The sequence below is a fragment of the Arthrobacter sp. B2a2-09 genome, from assembly GCF_027587375.1.
Lineage (GTDB): Bacteria > Actinomycetota > Actinomycetes > Actinomycetales > Micrococcaceae > Arthrobacter.
The window spans coordinates 39,407-60,541 of the sequence record NZ_JAMXIC010000011.1; the positions used below are offsets into that span (position 1 = coordinate 39,407).

Annotated in this window: 15 protein-coding genes and 1 tRNA gene; 12 read left to right on the top strand and 4 right to left on the bottom strand. The window is 63.9% G+C overall.

Annotated elements, in window-relative coordinates:
- Position 1: 1 nt before the first annotated feature.
- Both NFJ07_RS13330 and NFJ07_RS13335 read left to right on the top strand, forming a co-directional pair.
- Positions 2-451, top strand: coding sequence for an RrF2 family transcriptional regulator (locus NFJ07_RS13330; protein WP_269994999.1), 450 nt, complete (start codon positions 2-4; stop codon positions 449-451).
- Positions 452-579: 128 nt separating this feature from the next.
- Entirely contained in the window at positions 580-1,740 is a 1,161-nt protein-coding gene (locus tag NFJ07_RS13335) for a globin domain-containing protein (RefSeq protein WP_269995000.1), read from the top strand.
- A 72-nt stretch (positions 1,741-1,812) separates the two neighbouring features.
- Here the strand turns inward: NFJ07_RS13335 and NFJ07_RS13340 are convergent, their stop codons facing one another.
- The 3 genes from NFJ07_RS13340 to NFJ07_RS13350 all read right to left on the bottom strand — a co-directional run bounded on the left by NFJ07_RS13340 (position 1,813) and on the right by NFJ07_RS13350 (position 7,081).
- Positions 1,813-2,454: a TetR/AcrR family transcriptional regulator gene (locus NFJ07_RS13340; RefSeq protein ID WP_269995001.1), complete on the bottom strand. Its 642-nt coding sequence runs from the start codon at positions 2,452-2,454 to the stop codon at positions 1,813-1,815.
- A gap of 1 nt (position 2,455) precedes the next feature.
- A complete protein-coding gene (locus NFJ07_RS13345; RefSeq protein WP_269995002.1) occupies positions 2,456-5,014 on the bottom strand; it encodes a PEP/pyruvate-binding domain-containing protein in 2,559 nt (852 codons plus the stop codon).
- Between the two features lie 240 nt (positions 5,015-5,254).
- Positions 5,255-7,081 carry a phosphoenolpyruvate carboxykinase (GTP) gene (locus NFJ07_RS13350; RefSeq protein ID WP_269995003.1) on the bottom strand — a complete coding sequence of 609 codons (1,827 nt, stop codon included), beginning with the start codon at positions 7,079-7,081 and terminating at the stop codon, positions 5,255-5,257.
- Between the two features lie 283 nt (positions 7,082-7,364).
- Here NFJ07_RS13350 and NFJ07_RS13355 point away from each other — a divergent pair.
- Positions 7,365-7,438: transfer RNA gene (locus NFJ07_RS13355), tRNA-Arg, on the top strand.
- 219 nt (positions 7,439-7,657) lie between these two features.
- Here NFJ07_RS13355 and NFJ07_RS13360 read toward each other — a convergent pair.
- Positions 7,658-8,386 carry a FadR/GntR family transcriptional regulator gene (locus NFJ07_RS13360; protein ID WP_269995004.1) on the bottom strand — a complete coding sequence of 243 codons (729 nt, stop codon included), beginning with the start codon at positions 8,384-8,386 and terminating at the stop codon, positions 7,658-7,660.
- Positions 8,387-8,783: 397 nt separating this feature from the next.
- Here NFJ07_RS13360 and NFJ07_RS13365 point away from each other — a divergent pair, with 397 nt between their 5' ends.
- From NFJ07_RS13365 to NFJ07_RS13405, 9 genes are all read left to right on the top strand, one after another.
- Positions 8,784-10,424: an ABC transporter substrate-binding protein gene (locus NFJ07_RS13365; protein WP_269995005.1), complete on the top strand. Its 1,641-nt coding sequence runs from the start codon at positions 8,784-8,786 to the stop codon at positions 10,422-10,424.
- 161 nt (positions 10,425-10,585) lie between these two features.
- On the top strand, positions 10,586-11,542 hold the full coding sequence (locus NFJ07_RS13370; RefSeq protein ID WP_269995006.1) for an ABC transporter permease: 957 nt from the start codon (positions 10,586-10,588) through the stop codon (positions 11,540-11,542).
- A gap of 2 nt (positions 11,543-11,544) precedes the next feature.
- Positions 11,545-13,719 carry a dipeptide/oligopeptide/nickel ABC transporter permease/ATP-binding protein gene (locus NFJ07_RS13375; protein ID WP_269995008.1) on the top strand — a complete coding sequence of 725 codons (2,175 nt, stop codon included), beginning with the start codon at positions 11,545-11,547 and terminating at the stop codon, positions 13,717-13,719.
- Positions 13,716-14,522 carry an ATP-binding cassette domain-containing protein gene (locus NFJ07_RS13380; RefSeq protein ID WP_269995009.1) on the top strand — a complete coding sequence of 269 codons (807 nt, stop codon included), beginning with the start codon at positions 13,716-13,718 and terminating at the stop codon, positions 14,520-14,522. The genes NFJ07_RS13375 and NFJ07_RS13380 overlap by 4 nt, the downstream gene beginning before the upstream one ends.
- Before the next feature lie 49 nt (positions 14,523-14,571).
- Entirely contained in the window at positions 14,572-15,489 is a 918-nt protein-coding gene (locus tag NFJ07_RS13385; protein ID WP_269995011.1) for a dihydrodipicolinate synthase family protein, read from the top strand.
- Between the two features lie 665 nt (positions 15,490-16,154).
- Entirely contained in the window at positions 16,155-17,132 is a 978-nt protein-coding gene (locus NFJ07_RS13390; protein ID WP_269995013.1) for an ROK family protein, read from the top strand.
- Between the two features lie 38 nt (positions 17,133-17,170).
- The gene (locus tag NFJ07_RS13395; RefSeq protein WP_269995014.1) at positions 17,171-17,857 is read left to right on the top strand and encodes an N-acetylmannosamine-6-phosphate 2-epimerase; all 687 of its coding nucleotides are present in this window, start codon (positions 17,171-17,173) and stop codon (positions 17,855-17,857) included.
- A gap of 166 nt (positions 17,858-18,023) precedes the next feature.
- Complete coding sequence (locus NFJ07_RS13400; RefSeq protein WP_269995016.1) at positions 18,024-19,484, top strand: dihydrolipoyl dehydrogenase family protein; 1,461 nt, start codon at positions 18,024-18,026, stop codon at positions 19,482-19,484.
- 6 nt (positions 19,485-19,490) lie between these two features.
- The gene (locus NFJ07_RS13405; protein ID WP_269995017.1) at positions 19,491-21,125 is read left to right on the top strand and encodes a serine hydrolase; all 1,635 of its coding nucleotides are present in this window, start codon (positions 19,491-19,493) and stop codon (positions 21,123-21,125) included.
- The last annotated feature ends 10 nt before the right edge of the window (positions 21,126-21,135 follow it).

The following is a 21,135-nucleotide window of genomic DNA, read 5'->3' on the forward strand; positions in this document are numbered from 1 at the left end:
CATGAAGATCAATGCCTTCGCGGATGTGAGCCTGCGTGCGCTCCTGGTTCTCTCGTCCGCGCCCGCAGGTGAACTCCTGACGACCCAAAACATCGCAGACGCCGTGGGGACTCCTTACCACCATGTCAGCAAGGCCATTGTTCGGCTGCGGGAGCTGGGCCTCATCGACGTCGAGCGTGGCCGCAACGGCGGATCCCGGCTCAGCGCCGCCGGACAGAAGGCCACCGTTGGCCAACTGCTGCGGCAGCTGGATACCCGGTCCGATCCCGCCGAGTGCCAATCAGCCCATGGCGACTGCCCATTGATTACCGAATGCGGCCTGCGCCGAGCCCTCGCCCGCGCGCGGGAAGCCTTCTACCGGGAGCTGGACGACGTCATCGTCTCCTCGTTGCCGCGCATGCGGCAAATGGCGCCGGCATTTGCCGCGATCGGCTTGCGCCCCGAGCTGTAATCTCCGGTCTATCGATTGGCAAAAACCTTCTACAGCGTGTAGAACTTAGCTATAGATACTTGCATTCAAAATACAAGTATTGATTCCGGTCCGCATGCACCCCACGGGCCACTACGACAGGAGTACCTATGCTCTCGGACAAGTCCTTCCCCGTCATCGAGGCCACGTTGCCGCTCGTCGGCTCCCGAATTGGTGACATCACCCCCAAGTTCTACGCCCGCCTCTTCGCCGCGCACCCCGAACTGCTCGATGGGCTATTCAGCCGTTCGAACCAGCGCTCCGGCAACCAGCAGCAGGCACTGGCTGGAAGCATCGCTGCGTTCGCAAGCCATCTGGTCAGCAACCCCGGCACCCTGCCGGAGACAGTTCTGTCCCGCATCGCACACCGCCACGCTTCCCTGGGGATCACCGAGCCGCAGTACCAAGTGGTCTACGAGCACCTCTTCGCCGCCATCGCGGAGGACCTGGCCGAAGTCATTACCCCTGAAATCGCCGAAGCCTGGACAGAGGTCTATTGGCTCATGGCGGACGCCCTGATCAAGCTCGAAAAGGGACTCTACGCAGCGCAGGCCAACGGCAAGATGTGGAGTCCCTGGAAGGTCACGTCCAAGACTCCCGCTGGCACCGGGTCCATGACCTTCACCCTGGAGCCTGCCGACGACACCCCCATCACCGAAGCACTGCCGGGCCAATACATCAGCGTCAAGGTCACACTCCCGGACGGCTTGCGCCAGGTTCGTCAGTACTCGCTTTCCGGCGACGCCGGTACCAGCCGCAGCTTCACGACTAAGATCGACGACGGCGGCGAGGTCTCGCCCGTGCTGCACAAAACCGTTGAGGTCGGCGATGTCCTGGAGATCTCCAACCCCTACGGCGAGATCACGCTGAAAGATGGCAACGGTCCCGTGGTCCTCGCCTCGGCCGGCATCGGTTGCACGCCCACGGCTTCCATCCTGCGCTCGCTCGCCGATTCCGGCTCCGACCGCCAAGTCCTGGTCCTGCACGCGGAGAGCAATCTGGACAGTTGGGCGTTGCGCGGGCAGATGACGGACGACGTCGAGCGCTTGGGCGCAGCGGAACTCCAGCTCTGGCTGGAGGAACCGCAGGCCGGGTCCAAAGCGGGCTTCATGTCACTGCGCGAAGTGGACCTTCCGGCCGATGCCTCGCTGTACTTGTGCGGACCGCTGCCGTTCATGAAGCACATCCGCAACGAAGCCATCAACGCCGGAATCCCTGCCACGAAGATTCATTACGAAGTCTTCGGACCTGACATCTGGCTGGCCAACTGACTAGCAGCAGGTGACCCCAACCAGCTCGCAGTTGTTGTCGTTTTGGAGCCTCAAAACGACAACAACTGCCAGTCAGTTGGGCCGCCCAACCAGCAGTGGCAGCATCACCTCGTCCACCACGTGCACCAAAAAATCGTCATCGATCGGCAATCCAGAAAAGATGAACCGCTGCCGCAGCAAGGCGGGGCCGGCCTCGATCCTCGTCTCCGTGGCCACGCTGGGATCGCATTCGCCACGGGATGCCGCCTGCTCAATGATGGCACCCATGATCTTTGCTACATTGCCGCGGGCGTACTCCTGGACCTCAGCCGCCACCGCCGGATTCTGGAGAGCCTCCCCCAATAGCCCGCGCATGGCTTGTCCCACTGCTCCTTCCAGTTGTTGGGCCACGAGCCGTAGTATCGCCAGGGCGTCCTCGCGCAGGCTGCCGGTATCGGGCACGAACGCCGGACCGGGCATGGCATCGTAGGCGGCCTCGAGCACCAAGGCCGCGCGTCCGGGCCACCGCCTGTAGAGCGAAGCTTTGCTCGCCCTGGCGCGCTCGGCCACGCTGTCCATGGTCAACGCCGCGTAGCCGGATTCGGCAATCTCGGCCCGGACTGCTTCGAAGATTGCACTGTTCAGGGCAGCCCCGCGGCGCCGCGGCAGCTTCCGGTGGTCCGGCAGCTGCGTCTGGTCCCGCTGCCCCCGCGTCTGGTCTCGCTGCTCCGGCATCTCATGGCCCTTCCGCCAAAGCGGCCGGCAGGACTACTCCCAAGGTTCCGTCCACGAATACCCGCTGCCCGTCGGTCAATGTACTGGTGCCCGAACCGGTGCCCATAACGGCCGGAATTCCATATTCCCTCGCGACGATCGCCGCATGGGAGCCGAGCCCACCGGCGTCGACCACCACCGCGGCGGCCCGCTGGAACAGCGGCGTCCAGGCGGGATTGGTGTAGGGGCAGACGAGGACTTCTCCGCTGCGCAGCCGTCCGAACTCCGCAGGTCCACGGATCACCCGGACGGGCCCGGTCGCTTGGCCGCGGCTGGCTGCAGTGCCGGAGACGAGGATCCCTTCTACCTGGCGGCCTCGACCAAAGAGCAAAGCCGGATCGAGTAGCGGGATGCCTTCGAGCTCGCGCCGCTTCGCTGCCCGAGCCAGCACCAGCGGTCGGAAACGGCCACGGAGGGAAGCTGGCAGCGCGCCGTCGTCGGCGTCAGTGATGGACTCAAGTTCCTCGAACCGCAGGTGATGGATTTCGTCCGGCTCGTCGATCACGCCTGCCTGCACCAGCCGGCGGCCGAGTTCCCGGTAGGCTCGGCGGATCGGCGGGATGGCTTTGGTGGCGTAGAAGTGGCTGTCCTCGCGGAACGCCATTCCGGCTTGGGCGGACTCGACGGCGGCGAGCACCCTCCGCCGCAGCGGTTCGAAGCGGAGAGCTGGATGACGTTTCAATTCCGCAAGCGCGTTCCCGGCCTGGTCATATGTTTGGGGCCGCTCTCCGGACATGGCCTTGACTAGGCCCAGAACCACCTCGGGGGCGTCGGACCACGTGGGCGAACTACTGAGGACAACGCTGGTGGTTTCGCGGTGGCCGTACTCGAGCTGAAACGCCTCGAAGGCCTCACGGAAGGCACGATGTGCGGGTTCTCTTTCCATCAAGTCCAGGAGTTCACGGGGGCCTGAGTCTTGTAAGGCGCGGGACAGCCCGGGATCGTCCGCCGCGATGGAAGCGAGCCGTTCAAGAGCCCTGTTCGCCTGGCTCGTCCGGGTTTGCGCCCCCGCGATCAGCGCGGGCGCAAGCTTCATCTTGCCCAGGAACAAGAGCATGAAACGCATTTTCAGCACCGGCACCAGAATGCCGGGCAGGTAGGAGACCCTCAGATCCGTAATGCCCTGCATGGCAGCGAAGCATTCCTCCGCAAATGCAATGACCGCACGCCACCGCAGTGGGCCGAGGTCCTTGCCGTTCAGTCGTTCAATGTTGTCGAGGAACAGGGAGAAACGAGGATCCTGGGTCCAAGCGCCGGCTTTGAATCGCCCCGCCCGGCGCAACAAAGACACTGGCGCGGCAAGCGTTCGGATGGTCGGGCGCGGCACAGGCGGGATGAGCTGCACCACCACCCCCTCTTCCTCCGGCAGTAACTCCTCAACCGTAGGGAAGGCCACGCCCACGCTCCCGGCCATCCCGTGCAGCATGGCGAGGATTCCCCGGCTCATCCAGCCGGATACATCCAAGGGATAAGGCCGCTCCTGGAACATCTCGATGAAGAACGGCCCCACCCGACGTTGGACCGCGTTGAGGACGGGCGGTTGGGGCGGCAGCGCGGTCATCGGCCTCGACTGCAGCACGTACAGCGTTCCGCCGGCCGCCGCCCACTCGATGTCCTGCGGCCGGCCGAAATGGTGCTGGGCCTTCTCTCCCAGCGTGGCCAATTCCGCCAATTCCTCCGCAGCGAGCCCGGGCTTCGCGCCATGGGTACCGGAGCTTTCTTGCGTGCCGCCGCCCTCAGCCGCGCTGATCACCACCTCGCGGCCACCGGGCGTGAAACTCAGCACTTTTCCCGAGCCGTCCAAGACATAGTGCTCCGGCGTCACCCGCCCGGAGACCACAGCCTCCCCCAGCCCGGGGTTCGCGTCCACCACCATCTCGCCGCGCTCGCCCGTGACCGGGTTCGCAGTGAACATCACGCCCGCCATGGCGGCCGGCACCATTTTTTGCACGACGACGGCGATGGCCACCTCATGCGGATCGATCCGCTGCCGTCGGCGATAGGCCACGGCCCGGTCCGTCCATAGCGATCCCCAGCAGCTGGCGACCGCCCGGACTACATCATCCCCGCCTCGCACGTTGAGATAGGTGTCCTGCTGACCGGCAAACGCGGCCCCCGGAAGATCCTCCGCAGTGGCGCTGGACCGGACCGCGACCGCCCCGGCGCCCAGCCTCGCATAGGCCTCGAGGATCTCCTGCCGCAGCCGGCCGGGCATTTCCGCCGCGGCGAAAAGTGCCCGGAGGGCGGCACCGCCGGTGCCGTCGCCGCCGTCGGGCACGCCGCCGTCGGGCACGCCGCTGTCGGGAGCTTCATCGGGTTCGATCGACAGAAAACGGCCCAGCGCGGCACCCACTTTCGTTTCCGCCAGGAAGGATAGGTACGCGCCCGTGGTGATGATAAAGCCCTGCGGCACCGGGAACCCTTGACGCACCAACTCCCCCAAAGCGGCACCCTTTCCACCGGCAACGGCGACGTCCCCCACACCGAAATCGGCCAAGGGCGCGGTAGCCTGCCCAATCATCTTGGGCTCCGTATGCGGTCCTGACGGCATAGCGGAGTCTTTTGTGTGCTGCTGGGAATCGTCCATGGCCTGGGCCTCTGGAATTAGAGAACTGCTGGTTCCCTAAAAGCTACGCTCGCCCCCATCGCGGCACAATGCTCCGCGATGGATGGGGAAACGACGACGGCGGTCCCGCACCTTGAGCGCAAGGTGCCGAACCGCCGTCGTCGTAAGCCGAGTCTCCACCAGAGAGGCGGTGGGCTAGGCCAGGCGGGCCTTCAGTCCGTCGAGCTCGGAGAGCAGCGCGTCCGGCAGGGAACCGCCGAACTTTGCGTACCATTCCTCGATCGATGCCAGTTCGGTTTCCCACTCGGCGCGGTCGACGCGCACTGCGGCTTCCACCTCGGCAGGGGTCATGTCCAGGCCTTCGAGATCGATGGACTCGCCGGTCGGCACGAAGCCGATGGGTGTCTCGACGGCGTCGGCCTTGCCTTCAAGGCGCTCGATGGCCCACTTGAGGACACGGGCGTTGTCACCGAAACCAGGCCAGGCGAAGCCACCCTCGGCGGTGCGGCGGAACCAGTTGACCAGGAAGATCTTGGGCAGTCGCTCCGGCGTAGCCTTGGCGGACAGATTGACCCAGTGGTTCAGGTAGTCCCCTGCGTCGTAGCCGATGAACGGCAGCATGGCCATGGGGTCGCGACGCACAACGCCGACCGCACCGGCTGCAGCAGCGGTGGTCTCGGAGGACAGTGTGGAACCCATGAAGATGCCGTTGGACCAGTCGCGCGCCTCGGTGACCAACGGGATGGTGGTCTTGCGACGGCCACCGAAGAGGATCGCGGAGAGCTCCACGCCTTCGGGGCTGAAGTACTCCTCGGCAAGCATGTCGATCTGGTCGATCGGCGTGCAGAAGCGGGAGTTCGGGTGTGCCGCAGGCTTATCCGAGCCAGAAGTCCAGGAGTTGCCCTGCCAGTCAGTCAGGTGCGCCGGTGTTTCCTCCGTCATGCCTTCCCACCACACGCCGCCGTCGTCGGTCATCGCGACGTTGGTGAAGATGCTGTTGCCCTTGGCGATGGCGCGCATGGCGTTGGGGTTGGTGCCCCAACCGGTGCCGGGAGCGACGCCGAACAGGCCGGCCTCGGGGTTGACGGCGCGGAGCTCGCCTTCCTTGCCGAAGCGCATCCAGGTGATGTCGTCGCCGAGCGTCTCCACCTTCCAGCCCTTGATAGTGGGATCCAGAAGGGCCAGGTTGGTCTTGCCGCAAGCGGAGGGGAACGCCGCAGAGATGTAGTAGGTCTTCTGCTCAGGCGAAGTCAGCTTCAGGATGAGCATGTGCTCGGCCAGCCAGCCTTCGTCGCGGGCCATGACGGACGCAATGCGCAGGGCGTAGCACTTCTTGCCGAGGAGGGCGTTGCCGCCGTAACCCGAGCCGAAGGACCAAATGGAGCGCTCTTCCGGGAAGTGCACGATCCATTTGTCCGGGTTGCAAGGCCATGCGACGTCTGCCTGGCCGGCTTCCAACGGAGCGCCCAGAGAGTGCAACGCGGGGACAAAGAAAGCGTCGGTCTGCGTAATGCGCTCAAGGACATCGGTGCCGATGCGGGCCATGATGCGCATCGAGGCAACAACGTAGGCGGAGTCCGTGATCTCGACGCCGAACTTCGGATCTTCGGCATCCAGGTGGCCCATCACGAACGGAATGACGTACATGGTGCGGCCGCGCATGGAGCCGGCGAACAGTCCGCGCAGCTTCTGCTTCATCTCGGCCGGGGCCATCCAGTTGTTGGTGAAGCCGGCATCGCGCTCGTTCTCGGAGCAGATGAAGGTCTGCTCTTCCACACGCGCAACATCGGCAGGATCGGAGAATGCGGCGAAGGAGTTCGGGAACGTCTCCGGATTCAGTCTCTTCAAGGTGCCGGCCGCGACGAGTTCGTCGGTCAGCTTCTTGTTTTCAGCTTCGCTGCCGTCAACCCAGTGGATGCGGTCCGGCTGTGTCAGCTCGGCTACTTCCTCCACCCAGGCCAACAGGCGTGCATGCGTAGTAGGTGCCTTCTCAAGCAGCGGCAGTCGCGCCAGATCGCCCATCGTGGTTCCCTTCCTCGGGTTCAGTGGTGTGTCCTAAATGCTAGGGGTCGCGGAGTAGACCAATCTGGGTTCGGACATAGGATCTCTTGACCATTTCGGAGCAAAACCCCTAAAAATCAAGGATCTGCGTCAGGGATTCGCCAAATTTAGTGACTAAGGTCACATAGACCGGTCTAGTTAGGTAGATTACACCGCGCTGATTTGGCACGAACGGGGATCTCGCGTAAAGTTTATTGAGGTTCGAGGGGGGAACGAGTTTGAAACTCCCGAGAATCACCAAGATGCGCCCATAGCTCAGCTGGATAGAGCGTCTGTCTACGGAACAGAAGGCCGGGGGTTCGAATCCCTCTGGGCGCACAAATGAAGACCCGCACCGACTCCGGTGCGGGTCTTCTTCGTTAAGCCGACACTCCCCCAACTGACTGGCAGCAGGTGTCGTTTTGAGCCCTCATAACGACAATAAGTGCGAGCTACTTGGGTCACGCCTTCCTGGCGGAACCGCGCACACAAAAGACAAGGCCGCCGTCGTACTTCATGAAAAAGTACGACGGCGGCCCTTGCGCTCGGGTGCCAGGCTCAGACTGCGACGGCCTCGCTGATCCGGCGGCGGATTCCGTCAAAGTGACGGTTGAGCAGTTCGGCAGCCGCGGTCTTGTCCCCAGTCGCGACGGCGGTATAGATGCTGCGGTGCATGGCCGCGGTAGCTACAAGATCTTCGTTGGCGGAGCCGATCTCCACGTGGATCTTCCGGTAGACCTTCCAGAAAACGCCCATGAGGTTGATGAGGAGCTCGTTGTTCAGCGGCTCGAACAGCCGGCGGTGGAACTCGGCATCGGCGGCCACGAAGTTCTCGCCGGCGTGTGCGAGCTCCTCCATCTGCTTGACGGCCTCTTCGATCATGGCGAGCTGCTCAGTGGTCATCACCTCCATGGAGGAGCCGATCAGCCCCGACTCGAGGGCCTGGCGCACGTCCACGAGTTGCAGCGCCTCGAGCCCCTGGTGGCGCAGCGACAAGCGGCCCCGGAACGTCAGGCCGTCAGCGAGAGCCTCGAAGTTGCTTGGGGCGACGAACATGCCAAAGCCATGGCGAATCTCGATGACACCCAGGGCCTGCAGCACTTTCAAGGATTCGCGCAGGGTGTTGCGCCCTACCCCCAACGCCACAGAGAGTTCATTTTCCGTGGGCAAAGGATCGCCCGCCTCGAGCTCGCGTTCGAGGATCAATTCCATAATGTCCGACTGGAGGGCCCTGAGCCGGGCCTGTGCGCTGAACCGCGCCTGCGGAACGACACCGGAAGTGGTCATGGCTCTCCTTGCAAAAGTACCCATCCTCGGCCCGGACCCTTTCAGGACCGGGGACAAGGAATCAGTGCAGTGTTAATGTTGAGGTGAGCCTAGCGCCCACCGTGAATATAGTGCTTCGCAACATACAATATCGGATGTCCCATCTCCTTGATAGATGTTCGCCCTTATTTTTGACCGAACCTTGGCTGAGCCCCAGGCCGAACCTCGCAAGGTAAACGGCGGCCAAGCGGTCACCGGCTGCACCTCGCCGGCAGTGCCGCGGCCGCTCGCCGGCAGTGCCGCGGCCGCTCGCCGGGTCACCAGTGATCCAGATCTCGCTTGACGACTTCATGTGACCGCCCTTACAGTTTCTTTACGAGCATCGGATGTCCTACATCCGATAACCAGAAAAACTTGAATGGTGAGGCATCTTATGAGCAACACGATTAACAAACTGCCGCTGGTCAGCGACGCCAGCCGACGCAACTTCCTCAAGCTGACCGCAGCGGCGGGCGCTGCTGCGGCCTTCACGGCCACCCTGTCTGCATGTGGCGGTCCTGCCTCCACCACCACGGGCGCAGCGAACAACACTGCGACCGTCAACAAGGACCTCACCATCGAAGCGGGCATCTCCTATGCCTTGTCCACAGGTTTCGATCCCCTGACGTCCTCCGGTGCCACGCCGCAGGCCGCCAACCTGCACATCTTCGAAGGCCTCGTGGAACTCCACCCGGCCACCCGCGAGCCCTATAACGCGTTGGCTGCCAGCGACCCCAAGAAGGTCAACGACACCACGTACCAGGTGACCATCCGCGACCGTGCCAAGTTCCACAACGGCGCCCCTGTCACCACCGACGACGTTGTCTACTCCTTCACCCGCGTGATGGACCCGGCCAACAAGTCCTTGTTCTCCCAGTTCATTCCATTCATCAAGGACGTCAAAGCCCTCGATGCCAAGACGGTCGAGTTCTCGCTGAAGTACCCCTTCCCCGGCTTCGGACCGCGAATCTCCGTGGTGAAGGTGGTCCCGAAGGCGTTGGCCTCGGCCGATCCGAAGGGATTCGATGCCAAGCCCGTCGGCTCCGGCCCCTACAAGCTGATCTCGGCAGTCAAGGACGACAAGATCGTCTTCGAAGCGTTCGCCGACTACAACGGCCCCAAGCCGGCGCTCGCCAAGGGCATGACTTGGCTGTTGCTCTCGGACGCGGCAGCCCGTGTCACGGCAGCCCAGTCGGGCCGCGTCCAGGCGATCGAAGACGTGCCCTACCTGGACATGGACGGACTCAAGTCCAAAACCCGGGTTGAATCCGTACAGTCCTTCGGCATGCTGTTCCTGATGTTCAACTGCGCCAAGGCCCCGTTCGACAACAAGCTGGTCCGCCAGGCACTCCACTATGGACTGGACAAGGACGCCATCATCAAGAAGGCCTTGTTCGGAAATGCCAAGGCTGCGTCGTCGTACTTCCAGGAGGGCCACCCGGACTACGTCAAGGCCAAGAACGTCTACGGCTACGATCCCCAGAAGGCCGCGGACCTCCTGAAGCAGGCCGGCGTGAGCAACCTCGAATTCGAGCTGATCACCACGGATACCGCCTGGGTCAAGGACGTTGCCCCGCTGATGCTAGAGTCCTGGAACAAGATCCCCGGCGTCAAGGTCACCGCCAAGAACTTGCAGTCCGGCGCGTTGTATTCAGACAGGGTTGGCAAGGCCGACTTCTCGGTGGTCGCGGCCCCGGGCGACCCCTCCGTCTTCGGCAACGACGCGGACCTGCTCTTGAGCTGGTTCTACTCCGGCGCCACCTGGATGGCCAAGCGCGCCTACTGGACCACTCCGGAAAGCGCCACCCTCCAGGGCCTGATGGACAAGGGCTCGCAGGCCGCAGCCGGCGACGCGAAGAAGATCACCGGCCAAATCGTGGACCTCGTCTCCGACGAAGTCCCGCTGTACCCGATCTTCCACCGCCAGCTTCCCAGTGCATGGGACGAAAAGAAGCTCTCAGGCTTCAAGCCGCTGCCCACCACGGGACTGTCCTTCATCGGCGTCGGCCGCACCGCCTAACCACACCACACGCTGAGCCGCCCAACTGGCTCGCATTTGTTGTCGTTTAGACGGCTCAAAACGACACTTACTGCGAGCTAGTTGGGCGGGGCGCACCCCTCAGAAGCACTACCCCGCGAGACCGCCACGAAGCGGCCGCACCAAAGCAACCGGAGAACAAATTGGTCATGATATTGCGTCTGCTTGGACGCAGGCTCGCAGCATTGCCCTTGATGATCCTGGGCATCACGCTGCTGGTCTTCCTCGTCCTTCAAGCAGCCCCAGGCGACCAGGCCAGCTCGGCCCTCGGCGAAGGCGCCAGCGAGGCCGCCAAACAGCAGTACCGCCAGGACAACGGCCTGAACGATCCCCTGTTCGTCCAATACTTCCGCTTCCTGGGCAGGCTCCTTCAGCTCGATCTTGGCGTGACTACCCCGCCGTCAAAGTCGGTGGCAAGCATGATCGCTTCGGCCTTCCCGCTGACGCTCCAGCTGACCTTCCTCGGCGTGATCATCGCCGTCGTACTGTCCTTGGTTTTCGGCATCATCGGCGCCCTGTACCGCGACAAGTGGCAGGACCAGCTGGTCCGGATCTTCTCCATCGCGGCCATCGCCACCCCGTCCTTCTGGCTTGGCATCCTGCTCATCCAGTGGTTCGCGCTTGGTGACAACCCGCTGTTTCCCTCGGGTGGAATCGCGACGCCGGAGTCCGGCTTTGGCGGCTGGCTCAACTCGATGGCGCTCCCGGCCCTCGCGCTCGGCATTCCGGTCTCCGCTTCCCTGATCCGCGTGGTCCGCACGTCCATGGTGGAGGAACTGGACCGTGACTACGTCCGCACTGCCATCGGCAACGGGGTCCCCTACCGCGAGGTGGTTTCCCGGAACGTCCTGCGTAACGCGCTAGTGACTCCGGTGACCGTGCTGGGACTCAGGATCGGCTACCTCCTGGGCGGCGCCGTCGTAATTGAAATGATCTTCGCCCTTCCCGGCATGGGCCAGCTGATCCTCAACGGCATCACCAACCTGGACGTCAACCTGGTCCAGGGCGTGGTCCTCACCATCTCGGTCACCTTCGTTCTGGTGAACATCGTGGTGGACCTCCTGTACCTGCTCATCAACCCCCGAATCAGGACGGTATAGCCATGCGCAGCAAACTTGCTGAACGGCTCAGCGCCGCGGGCGTCCGCTTCAAGTCCCTCCCCTGGGGATCACGTTTTGCCCTCTTGTTCCTCGTGGTCATCGCCCTGGCTGCGATCTTCGCGCCGATCATCGCGCCACACGATCCCCTGGAAACGTTCATTCCGGCGCAAGCTCCGGACGGCGACCACTTCTTCGGCACCGACCGCCTCGGCCGCGACGTCTTCTCCCGGCTCATTTACGGCTCACAGTCTTCGCTCATGATCGGCCTCGGCGCAGTGGCCCTTGCGATCGTCGTCGGCGCCGTGCTTGGCTCGCTCGCCGCGACGTCCAGCAAGGCCGTCAGCGAGATCATCATGCGCCTCATGGACATCCTCATGGCGTTCCCGGGCATCGCCCTGGCAGCCGTACTCCTGGCCGCGTTCGGCAACTCGGTGCCCACCATCATCGTCGCGATCGCCATCATCTACACCCCCCAGCTTGCCCGCGTGGTCCGCGCCAATGTGCTCTCCCAATACGGTGAAGACTACGTCCGCGCCGAACGCGTGATGGGTGCCGGCCGCGCCTACATCCTGCTCAAGCACATCGTCCGCAACACCGCGGCCCCGGTGCTGGTTTTCGCCACGGTCATGGTGGCCGACGCCATCATCCTCGAAGCCTCCCTGTCCTTCCTCGGCGCCGGTGTCCAGGATCCTGCGCCGTCGTGGGGCAACGTGATCTCCTACGGCCGCAACCTGGTCCTCTCCGGCGGCTGGTGGGCAACCACCTTCGCCGGCCTCACCATCCTGCTCACCGTCCTTGCGCTGAACATCCTCGCCGAGGGCCTCACCGACGCCATGGTGAACCCGAAACTGCGGAAGGCACCGGTCGTGAAGGACGACGACGGTGCTGCCGCTGCCTTTGCGGGCGCGGCGGTGGCCGGTGCCGCCGTCGATACCGAGATCGCGACGTCGGTAGCCCAGTCTTCCGTGGTGGAACAGCACGAGCTCGACGGCGTTCGCCCCGCCAACGGCGATCCGCTCTCGGAAGAGGACTACGCGGCGTCGGTCCTGAACGATACTCGTGTCCTGAACAATCCGAGGCTCGCAGTAGAGAATCCGCATGCACTGCTGGACCCCATGTCGGCGCTGAATCGGGAACTCGAGCTCCTCGCATCCATTGAGGCGAAGCGCACGGACCGGCTTCCCCAGGTCCCCGCCGGCTCCCGGAACGTGCTGGAGGTCAAGAACCTTTCCATCCGCTTCCCCGGCCGCTTCGGCGAAACCGCCATCGTGGACAACGTCTCGTTCACCGTCCGCGAAGGGGAAACCATGGGCCTGGTGGGCGAATCCGGTTGCGGTAAGTCCATCACGTCCCTCGCGATCATGGGCCTCCTGCCGAAGACCGCCGAGATCACCGGGTCCATCACCTTCGATGGCAAGGAACTCCTGGATTCCGGCTCGAAGCACAGCAACGCCAAGGCCTACCAAGGCCTGCGCGGCGAACAGATCGCCATGGTCTACCAGGATGCGCTGAGTTCGCTCAACCCGTCCATGAAGATCAAGGAGCAAATGACCCAGCTGACCAGGCGCGGCGGCCGCAAGACCCCCGCCGAGCTGCTGGAAATGGTGAAGCTAGATCCCGTCCGCACGCTCGCCAGCTACCCGCACGAGCTCTCCGGCGGCCAGCGCCAACGCGTACTGATCGCCATGGCGCTCTCCCGCTCGCCGAAGATCGTGGTGGCAGACGAACCCACCACAGCCCTGGACGTCACGGTCCAAAAGCAGGTAGTGGATCTGCTCAACGAACTGCGTGAACAGCTCGGCTTCGCGATGGTCTTCGTCAGCCACGATCTCGCCCTGGTTGCCTCCCTGGCCCACCGCATCACCGTCATGTATGCCGGCCAGGTGGTGGAATCCGCACAGGCTTCGGAGCTACTGCAGAACCCGCGGCACGAATACACACGCGGTTTGTTGGGCGCAGTCCTTTCGATTGAGGCCGACGCCGTCCGCCTCCACCAGATCCCCGGCACCGTCCCGTCGCCGCGCGATTTCGCCCCGGGCGACCGCTTTGCGGCCCGCTCGTTGCGGCCCGACGCAGACCCGGACCAGCAACTGGTCCTCGCAGTTGTTGAACCCGCCGGCGGCGGAGCGGACAGGGACCACTACTGGGCAAGCCACCTGAAGGAGGACGCGAAGTGAGTGTTTCAACCGGCAAGCCGGTCATCGAGCTCAAAGACGTCAAGGTCCACCACCCGGCCCGCACGGGCGGCCTCTTCCGGCCCAACATCGTCAAAGCCGTCAACGGGGTGGACTTCAGCATCAGCCGCGGCGAAACGGTCGGCATTGTCGGCGAGTCCGGCTGCGGCAAGTCCACGCTCGCTTCAGTGCTCGTGGGACTCCAGGCCCCGACGTCGGGCCAGGTGCTCTTCCACGGCAAGCCGGCCATCAAACGCAGCGCCCGGATGCGCAAGGAATTCGGGCGTGCCGTATCCGTGGTCTTCCAGGACCCGGCCACGGCACTCAATCCGCGCATGACCATCCAGGACATCCTCACCGATCCCCTGCAGGTTCACGGCATCGGCAACGCCGCGTCGCGCTCGGACAAGGTCAAGGAACTGCTGGCCCTCGTGGGCTTGCCGCAATCGGCGGCCGAGGTCACGCCGTCGCAAGTTTCCGGCGGCCAGCGCCAGCGCGTGGCGATCGCCCGTGCCCTCGCCTTGGACCCGGACATCATCGTGGCGGACGAGCCGACGTCGGCCCTCGACGTTTCCGTCCGCGCCCAAGTCCTGAACCTGCTGTCCGACCTGAAAACCCAGCTGAACCTCGGCATGGTGTTCATTTCGCACGACATCCAGACCGTCCGCTACGTCTCCGACCGCATCTGCGTCATGTACTTCGGACAGATCGTCGAGGAAGGCCCGGCCGCCCAGGTCTTCGACAACCCGAGCAACGACTACACCAAGAAGCTGCTCGGCGCCGCGCCCAGCCTGCTCCACACCTAGTTTTCCCATCCAGATCCAAACAAATCAGTTCCAAACAATGGAGATTTCTGTGTCTACTCAGTTCCAGGGCGTCATTCCCCCGGTCATCACCCCCCGCCACGCAGACGGCCGCGTTGACACCGCGTCCCTGAAGAACGTCACCAAGCACCTGCTCGACGGCGGCGTGTCCGGCCTCTTCGTGTTGGGCTCCTCGGGCGAGGTCCCCTACATGACCAACGAAGAGCGCGAACTCGTCGTCTCCACGATCGCCGACGCAAACGCCGGCGCGGTGCCACTGATCGTGGGCGCCAACGAACAAACCACCAACCGCGTCATCGAAGAAGCACGCAAGGTTGTGGACCTCGGCGCCGACGCAATCGTGGTCACCTCCATGTACTACGCCATCGGCAACGCCCAGGAGACCGAAACCCACTTCCGCAGCATCCACGCTGCAGTGGACAAGCCGATCTTCGCCTACGACGTCCCCGTCCGCACCCACTTCAAACTGCCCACCGAGCTCCTGGTCCGTCTCGGCCGCGACGGTGTGATTGCAGGCGTCAAGGACTCATCCGGCGACGACGTCTCCTTCCGCCAACTCATCCTCGCAGCCAAGGACATCCCCAACTTCGACATCTTCACGGGCCACGAAATAGTTGTGGACGGCGCCCTCCTCGCCGGAGCCCAAGGCGTGGTCCCCGGCCTCGGCAACGTCGACCCTGCCGGTTACCGCCGCCTGTTCGACGCCACCCAGGACGGAGACTGGACCGCAGCCGCCGCCGAGCAAGACCGCCTGGCCGACCTCTTCGACATCGTCTACACCCCCAACGGCCGAGTCTCCGGCGGCGCAGCAGGACTCGGCGCCTTCAAGACCGCCCTCCAAATCATGGGCATCATCGAATCCAACACCATGAGCGCCCCAATGCTCTCCCTCAACGCCGAAGAAACCTCAGCAATCCGCACGATCCTCGAGCGCAACGGCCTGGTTTAGTCCGCTATTGTCCGGCTCGCTTACCTCAGCTTGTTGCCGTGACTTGAGCTGTTGCCGTCACTCACCTCAGATTGTTGACGTGGTCGGGTCGTGCCGCAGGACCAGTTTTGCCGTCCCTTAGACACCTCCCGACGCTGCATTCCCGTCGCTGAGCGACGTCCATGCAGCTTTGGTCGGCGATACGGGACTACACAAAACCGTCCCTCCGACACTCGGGCGAATGCGGAACCTTCGTGGTGGGGCCGGGATCCGTACGGTGCCGCCGTCACTCGTTTTACGCCGGAACCGTCCCTCCGGCACTCGGGCGATCGGGTCACCTATCGCTTCGGGGACGTCGGCATCAGTCGGCGCGGCGGTCGGTCGGTGGGCCGACGGTGGGCCGACGGTTCGCAGCGTCAGGTGAGCCGACAGCGCAAAGCGTGGGCGCATTGTTTCGTGTAGGCGCGCATCGCCGACCAGAGTTCTGCGGAGGTCGCCCAGCGACCTTAGCGGAACGTCGGGAGGTGTCTAAGCGCCGGCGAAATGATGGGTCCGCGCTGACCCAGCCACAACTAACCTGAGCAGAGACGAATCGAAGCTCAGGCACCGCCGAAACCAGAACTCACCTGACCGAGACCAACCGCAGCAACAATGAACCCAGCAATCGAACGATCCGGAGGACAAACATGATGTACGTGGTCGGGGTTGATCTTGGTGGGACGAAGACTGCCGCGGGGGTTGTGGGGGCCGATGGGGAGGTGTTGTTTTCGGAGCAGATTCCTACGCTGAATCGGGGCGGGGGCGACGCTATTTTGAGGGCGACTGCGGCGCTCGTGGGGCGGCTCATGCGGCGTGCGGCGGGTGAGGGAATCGACGTCGGGCGTGTTGGCGTGGGTTCGGCCGGAGTCATCGATGCCGTGAATGGTGAGGTCGTTTCGGCGACTGACGCGATTCTGGGGTGGGCCGGGACCAGGTTGACGGGGGGTTTGGCGCAACTCCTTGGCTTGCCTCGGGGTTCGGTCCGTGCGGTCAACGATGTGCATGCCCATGCTCTTGGTGAGGCGTGGCGTGGTGCGGCTGCGGGGTCTTCGAGTTCGCTCATGGTGGCTTTCGGAACGGGTGTGGGCGGCAGCTTTGTGCTGGACGGCTCTCCTGTTTTGGGGCATCACTTTGTGGGTGGGCATGTGGGACATTTTGCTTCGCCGTACGCCTATCACGAGGGCAAAGCGCTCCCGTGCGTGTGCCGCGGCTCGGGCCACGTCGAGGCGATCGCTTCCGGCCCGGCCATCCACGAATCATTCCTCCGTTTCGGCGGCTCCCCCGAGGTCCCTGATACGCGTGCCGTGTTTGCGCTGGCCCAGCTTTCGCTGGCGCGTGCCGCCTCGATTGAGAATGCTGCCGCCAACCATGCTGCCGCCATCAAAGCCATCGGTGCGGGCGCGGGCGCCGCCGGGCAGGCGATCGGCGGACTCGTCAACATCCTCGATCCGGAGACAGTAGTGGTTTCCGGGGGCTTGGCAGATGCGGGAGGTTTCTGGTGGAAACCCATGGAACGCGCCCTGCGCAAAGAGCTGATGGGCCCGCTTGCTGACATTCCCGTGCTTCGCGCGGCGCTAGGCAATACCGCAGCCATTGTGGGCGCTGCCAAGCTCGTCTTGACCTGACACTCAAACACCCGAACACCCTCGCAAGGAGACACCCCATGATCCTGACCCCCGATGGCCTCGAAGCCCTCCGCTCGCAGTTGATTGTCTCCTGCCAGGCCTACCCGGGCGAGCCCATGCGCGATCCCCGGACTACCGGCCAGGTGGCGGCGTCGGCGGTTATCGGCGGTGCCGCGGCAGTCCGGGTCCAGGGCATCTCGGACGTCCAGTTCACCCGCGCGGCTGTGGAGGTTCCGGTGATCGGGCTCTGGAAGGACGGGCACGACGGCGTTTTCATCACCCCGACACTCCGGCATGCCCTCGCCGTCGCGAATGCCGGCGCCCACGTCGTGGCGATTGACGGCACGCGACGCGCCCGTCCCGACGGTTTGACCCTCAAGCAAACCGTTGATGGAATCCACGCCGAATCGCATGCCTTGGTCATGGCTGACTGCGGTTCCTACGCTGATGCGGTGGCCGCCGTCGAAGCGGGCGCTGACCTGATCGGTACTACTCTGGCCGGGTACACCGGGGAGCGTCCCAAGACGGACGGTCCCGATCTTGGGCTTCTCGCGGAGATCGCCGGCGCCGGGCTAGGCAGGCCGCTCATCGCCGAGGGCCGCATCCATACCCCCGCGCAAGCCCTCCAGGCCCTCGACGCCGGTGCGTTCGCCGTCGTCGTCGGTACCGCCATCACGCATCCGGCCAGCATCACAGGCTGGTTCAAGGGCGCAATGGACGCCTAGAAGCCTCCGGCCGTCCCGACCCTGCATGATTTTGCTGGATCATTCGGATCCCACCAAAAAAGATCCGCGCAAATACAGGCCCCGCGGTTCCGCGCCGAGGAATGATCCAGCAGAATGCATCGTCGGGTCCCTGATCCCAGCCTGTGTCCGGGCGTAGGCTTCTCCCATGGCTGAGGAGAATATCCGGGAATTCGATGTCATCGTGATCGGCGCTGGTGCCGTGGGTGAAAACGTTGCAGACCGAGTGGTCCGGGGCGGCCTTACCGCGGCCATTGTTGAAGCCGAGCTCGTCGGAGGGGAATGCTCCTACTGGGCCTGCATACCGTCCAAAGCGCTCCTTCGCCCAGGAACTGCCTTGCACACAGCACAATCAGTGCCCGGAGCATCGGACTCCGTCACGAAGGTCCTGGATGCCGCGCCCGTCCTGAAGTATCGCGACTACTTCACCAACAAATGGCAGGACGACGGCGCGGTGAAGTGGCTCGTGGACACGGGCATCGAACTCATCAGGGGCAGAGCACGCATCACGGGCCCCCGCGAAGTCCAAGTGGATGGCAAGGACGGCAACAGCTACTCGCTCAAGGCCCATCACGCCGTCGTTGTGGCAACCGGATCCACACCACTCATCCCGAAAATCGACGGCTTGCGCAACGTCCCCTACTGGACAACCCGCGGCGCCACCTCTGCGCGGCACATCCCCGAACGGTTCACGGTGCTGGGCGGCGGAGTTGCCGGCGTCGAACTTGCCCAGGCTTTCGCCCGCCTGGGCTCGTCGGTTTCGCTGGTTGCGCGCGGCCGGCTGCTCAGCACGTTCCCCGAGGAAGCCGCCAAGCTAGTTGCGGCGGGGCTCCGGGCGGACGGCGTCGATCTCCACCTTGGGACAGACACCACGCGCGTCGAACACAACACGGACGATGCCTTCAGCGTCACCCTTGGCGACGGGACAGTCTTGAACTCTGACGAGTTGCTGGTGGCGACAGGTCGGCGGCCGGCCCTTGATAATTTGGGACTCGAGAACGTAGGGCTCGACGCCGAAGAGGGCAAGCCTTTGCGCCTCACCACGGACTCAAGCGGCTTGGTTGAGGGCGCCGCCAGCGACGGCACCAGCGGGCTGTGGCTCTACGCGGCCGGCGATGCAGCGGGAGCCGCCCTCCTCACGCACCAGGGCAAGTACGAGGCGCGGGCAACCGGCGATGCCATCGTTGCCCGCGCCAAGGGAACCCTCCACGGCGCCCCGAAGCCCTGGAGCGCCCTCGCAAAAACGGCCGACGAATATGCGATCCCCAGCGTGGTCTTCACGGATCCGGAAGTGGCATCCGTGGGCCCTAGCCTCAAGCAGGCGCTGCAAAAGGGCATCAACGCAAGCTCGGTGGAACTCCCCATCAACGTGTCTGGTTCCCAGCTGCACTCGGAAAATTACGAAGGCTGGGCACAACTGGTGGTGGACGAGGACCGGAAGGTGGTGGTGGGCGCGACGTTCGCCGGGCCTGGAGTAGCCGAGCTTTTGCATGGCGCGACCATCGCGATCGTGGGCGAAGTTCCCTTGGATCGGCTGTGGCATGCTGTGCCGTCGTTCCCGACCATCAGCGAGGTGTGGCTGCGCCTATTGGAGAAGTACGGATTGTGAGCATTCATGGATATTTCTCCGGATAGACGTGCGCTGCTAAAGACAATTGGGCTCGGAGCGGCCAGCGTAGCCAGCATTTCGGTACTTTCGGCTTGCACTGCCGAATCCGCAAAGCCCGCGTCGCAGGCGTCGGCCGCACTGCTCCCGGCCCCGCCGGGGCAGATCGAACCGCTGCTGGACCGGGCTAGGGTCAACAATGCTTTGAGCAAGCTCGACGGTCTGATCCAAGACGCCATGGATAAAACCGGGTTGCCGGGGATGGCGGTGGCCGTGGTGTACCGGGACGAGGTGGTGTACTCCAAGGGCTTCGGCGTCAGGGAGATCGGGAAGCCGGAGCGGATCGGTCCTGACACGGTGTTCAAGCTTGCTTCGGTATCCAAGCCCCTGGCGTCAACCGTGGTGGCCGGCATAGTGGGGAGGCAACTCCTCAAATGGACCGATCCCGTCATTGAATATGACAAGGGCTTTGCCCTCAAGGATGACTACGTCACGCGAAATGCCAGCTTTGCCGACCTCATGTCACACCAGAGCGGGCTGAAAACAGGGTCGGGTGATCTGCTGGAAGACCTCGGATTCGACCGCGCGTACATCCTCAGCCACCTCAATCAGGAGCCGCTTGATACCTTCCGGTCCAGCTACAACTACAGCAATTTCGGCTACACGGCAGGCGGCGAGGCAGCCGCCAAAGCGATGAAAATGTCCTGGGAGGATTTGGCCGACGAAATCCTGTTCCGGCCGCTGGGCATGTCAGCAAGCAGCTACCGCAACTCGGACTACGACAAAGCGTCGGACAAGGCAATCATTCACGTCCCGCTCGGGAACAAGCAATGGGCAGCGAAGTACCACCGCGACGCCGATTCCGAGGCTCCGGCTGGGGGTGCGAGTTCCTCTGTGCGGGATCTGGCGCAATGGCTCCGGCTGCAACTCGGCAACGGCAGTTATGGCGGCAAGCCCGTCATCGATCCAACCGCGCTCCAAACGACCCACGTTCCGCATGCGGTTTCCGGACCTGCGCCGGCTCCGGCCGTCCGTTCCCGCTTCTATGGGCTGGGCTGGAACGTCTCCTATGACGATCAGGCCCGTGTCCAGCTGGGACACTCCGGTGCGTTCAATCTTGGCACCGCCACCGCTGTTGCCATGCTCCCCGGCGAGCAGCTGGCCATTGTGGCCCTGACCAACGGGCGCCCGCAGGGCATTCCTGAAGCAATCACCGCAGGTTTCCTGGACGCAGCGCAGCACGGCGTACCCACAGTCGATTGGCTGGCATTCACCGCTGGCGTCTTCAAGCAGATCGATGCCTCCGAGAAACCAAAGGTCGACTACACCAAAGTTCCCACCAACCCTGCTCCGGCCAGGGCAAACGTTACGTACACGGGCACATATGCCAACCCCTACTACGGCCCGCTCGTGGTCCTCGACCAGGACGGAAAACTCGCGCTCAAGATGGGACCAGCCGGCAGCCCCACCACCTTCCCACTCACCCACTTTGACGGCGACACTTTCAGCTTTGAATCCATCGGAGAGAACGGCAACGGTCTGGCGGGGGCAATTTTTGCAGCTAGCAGCGGCGGTCCGTCGCCAAGCGTCACCCTAGACTTCTACGACAGCACCGGACTGGGGACATTCACGCGGGCCGAATAGTCGCGAAGTT

Coding starts and splice junctions, on each gene's coding strand:
- NFJ07_RS13330 (WP_269994999.1), top strand. CDS start 2: ATGAAGATCAATGCCTTCGCGGATGTGAGCCTGCGTGCGCTCCTGGTT.
- NFJ07_RS13335 (WP_269995000.1), top strand. CDS start 580: ATGCTCTCGGACAAGTCCTTCCCCGTCATCGAGGCCACGTTGCCGCTC.
- NFJ07_RS13340 (WP_269995001.1), bottom strand. CDS start 2,454: ATGCCGGAGCAGCGAGACCAGACGCGGGGGCAGCGGGACCAGACGCAG.
- NFJ07_RS13345 (WP_269995002.1), bottom strand. CDS start 5,014: ATGATTGGGCAGGCTACCGCGCCCTTGGCCGATTTCGGTGTGGGGGAC.
- NFJ07_RS13350 (WP_269995003.1), bottom strand. CDS start 7,081: ATGGGCGATCTGGCGCGACTGCCGCTGCTTGAGAAGGCACCTACTACG.
- NFJ07_RS13360 (WP_269995004.1), bottom strand. CDS start 8,386: ATGACCACTTCCGGTGTCGTTCCGCAGGCGCGGTTCAGCGCACAGGCC.
- NFJ07_RS13365 (WP_269995005.1), top strand. CDS start 8,784: ATGGTGAGGCATCTTATGAGCAACACGATTAACAAACTGCCGCTGGTC.
- NFJ07_RS13375 (WP_269995008.1), top strand. CDS start 11,545: ATGCGCAGCAAACTTGCTGAACGGCTCAGCGCCGCGGGCGTCCGCTTC.
- NFJ07_RS13390 (WP_269995013.1), top strand. CDS start 16,155: ATGATGTACGTGGTCGGGGTTGATCTTGGTGGGACGAAGACTGCCGCG.
- NFJ07_RS13395 (WP_269995014.1), top strand. CDS start 17,171: ATGATCCTGACCCCCGATGGCCTCGAAGCCCTCCGCTCGCAGTTGATT.
- NFJ07_RS13400 (WP_269995016.1), top strand. CDS start 18,024: ATGGCTGAGGAGAATATCCGGGAATTCGATGTCATCGTGATCGGCGCT.
- NFJ07_RS13405 (WP_269995017.1), top strand. CDS start 19,491: ATGGATATTTCTCCGGATAGACGTGCGCTGCTAAAGACAATTGGGCTC.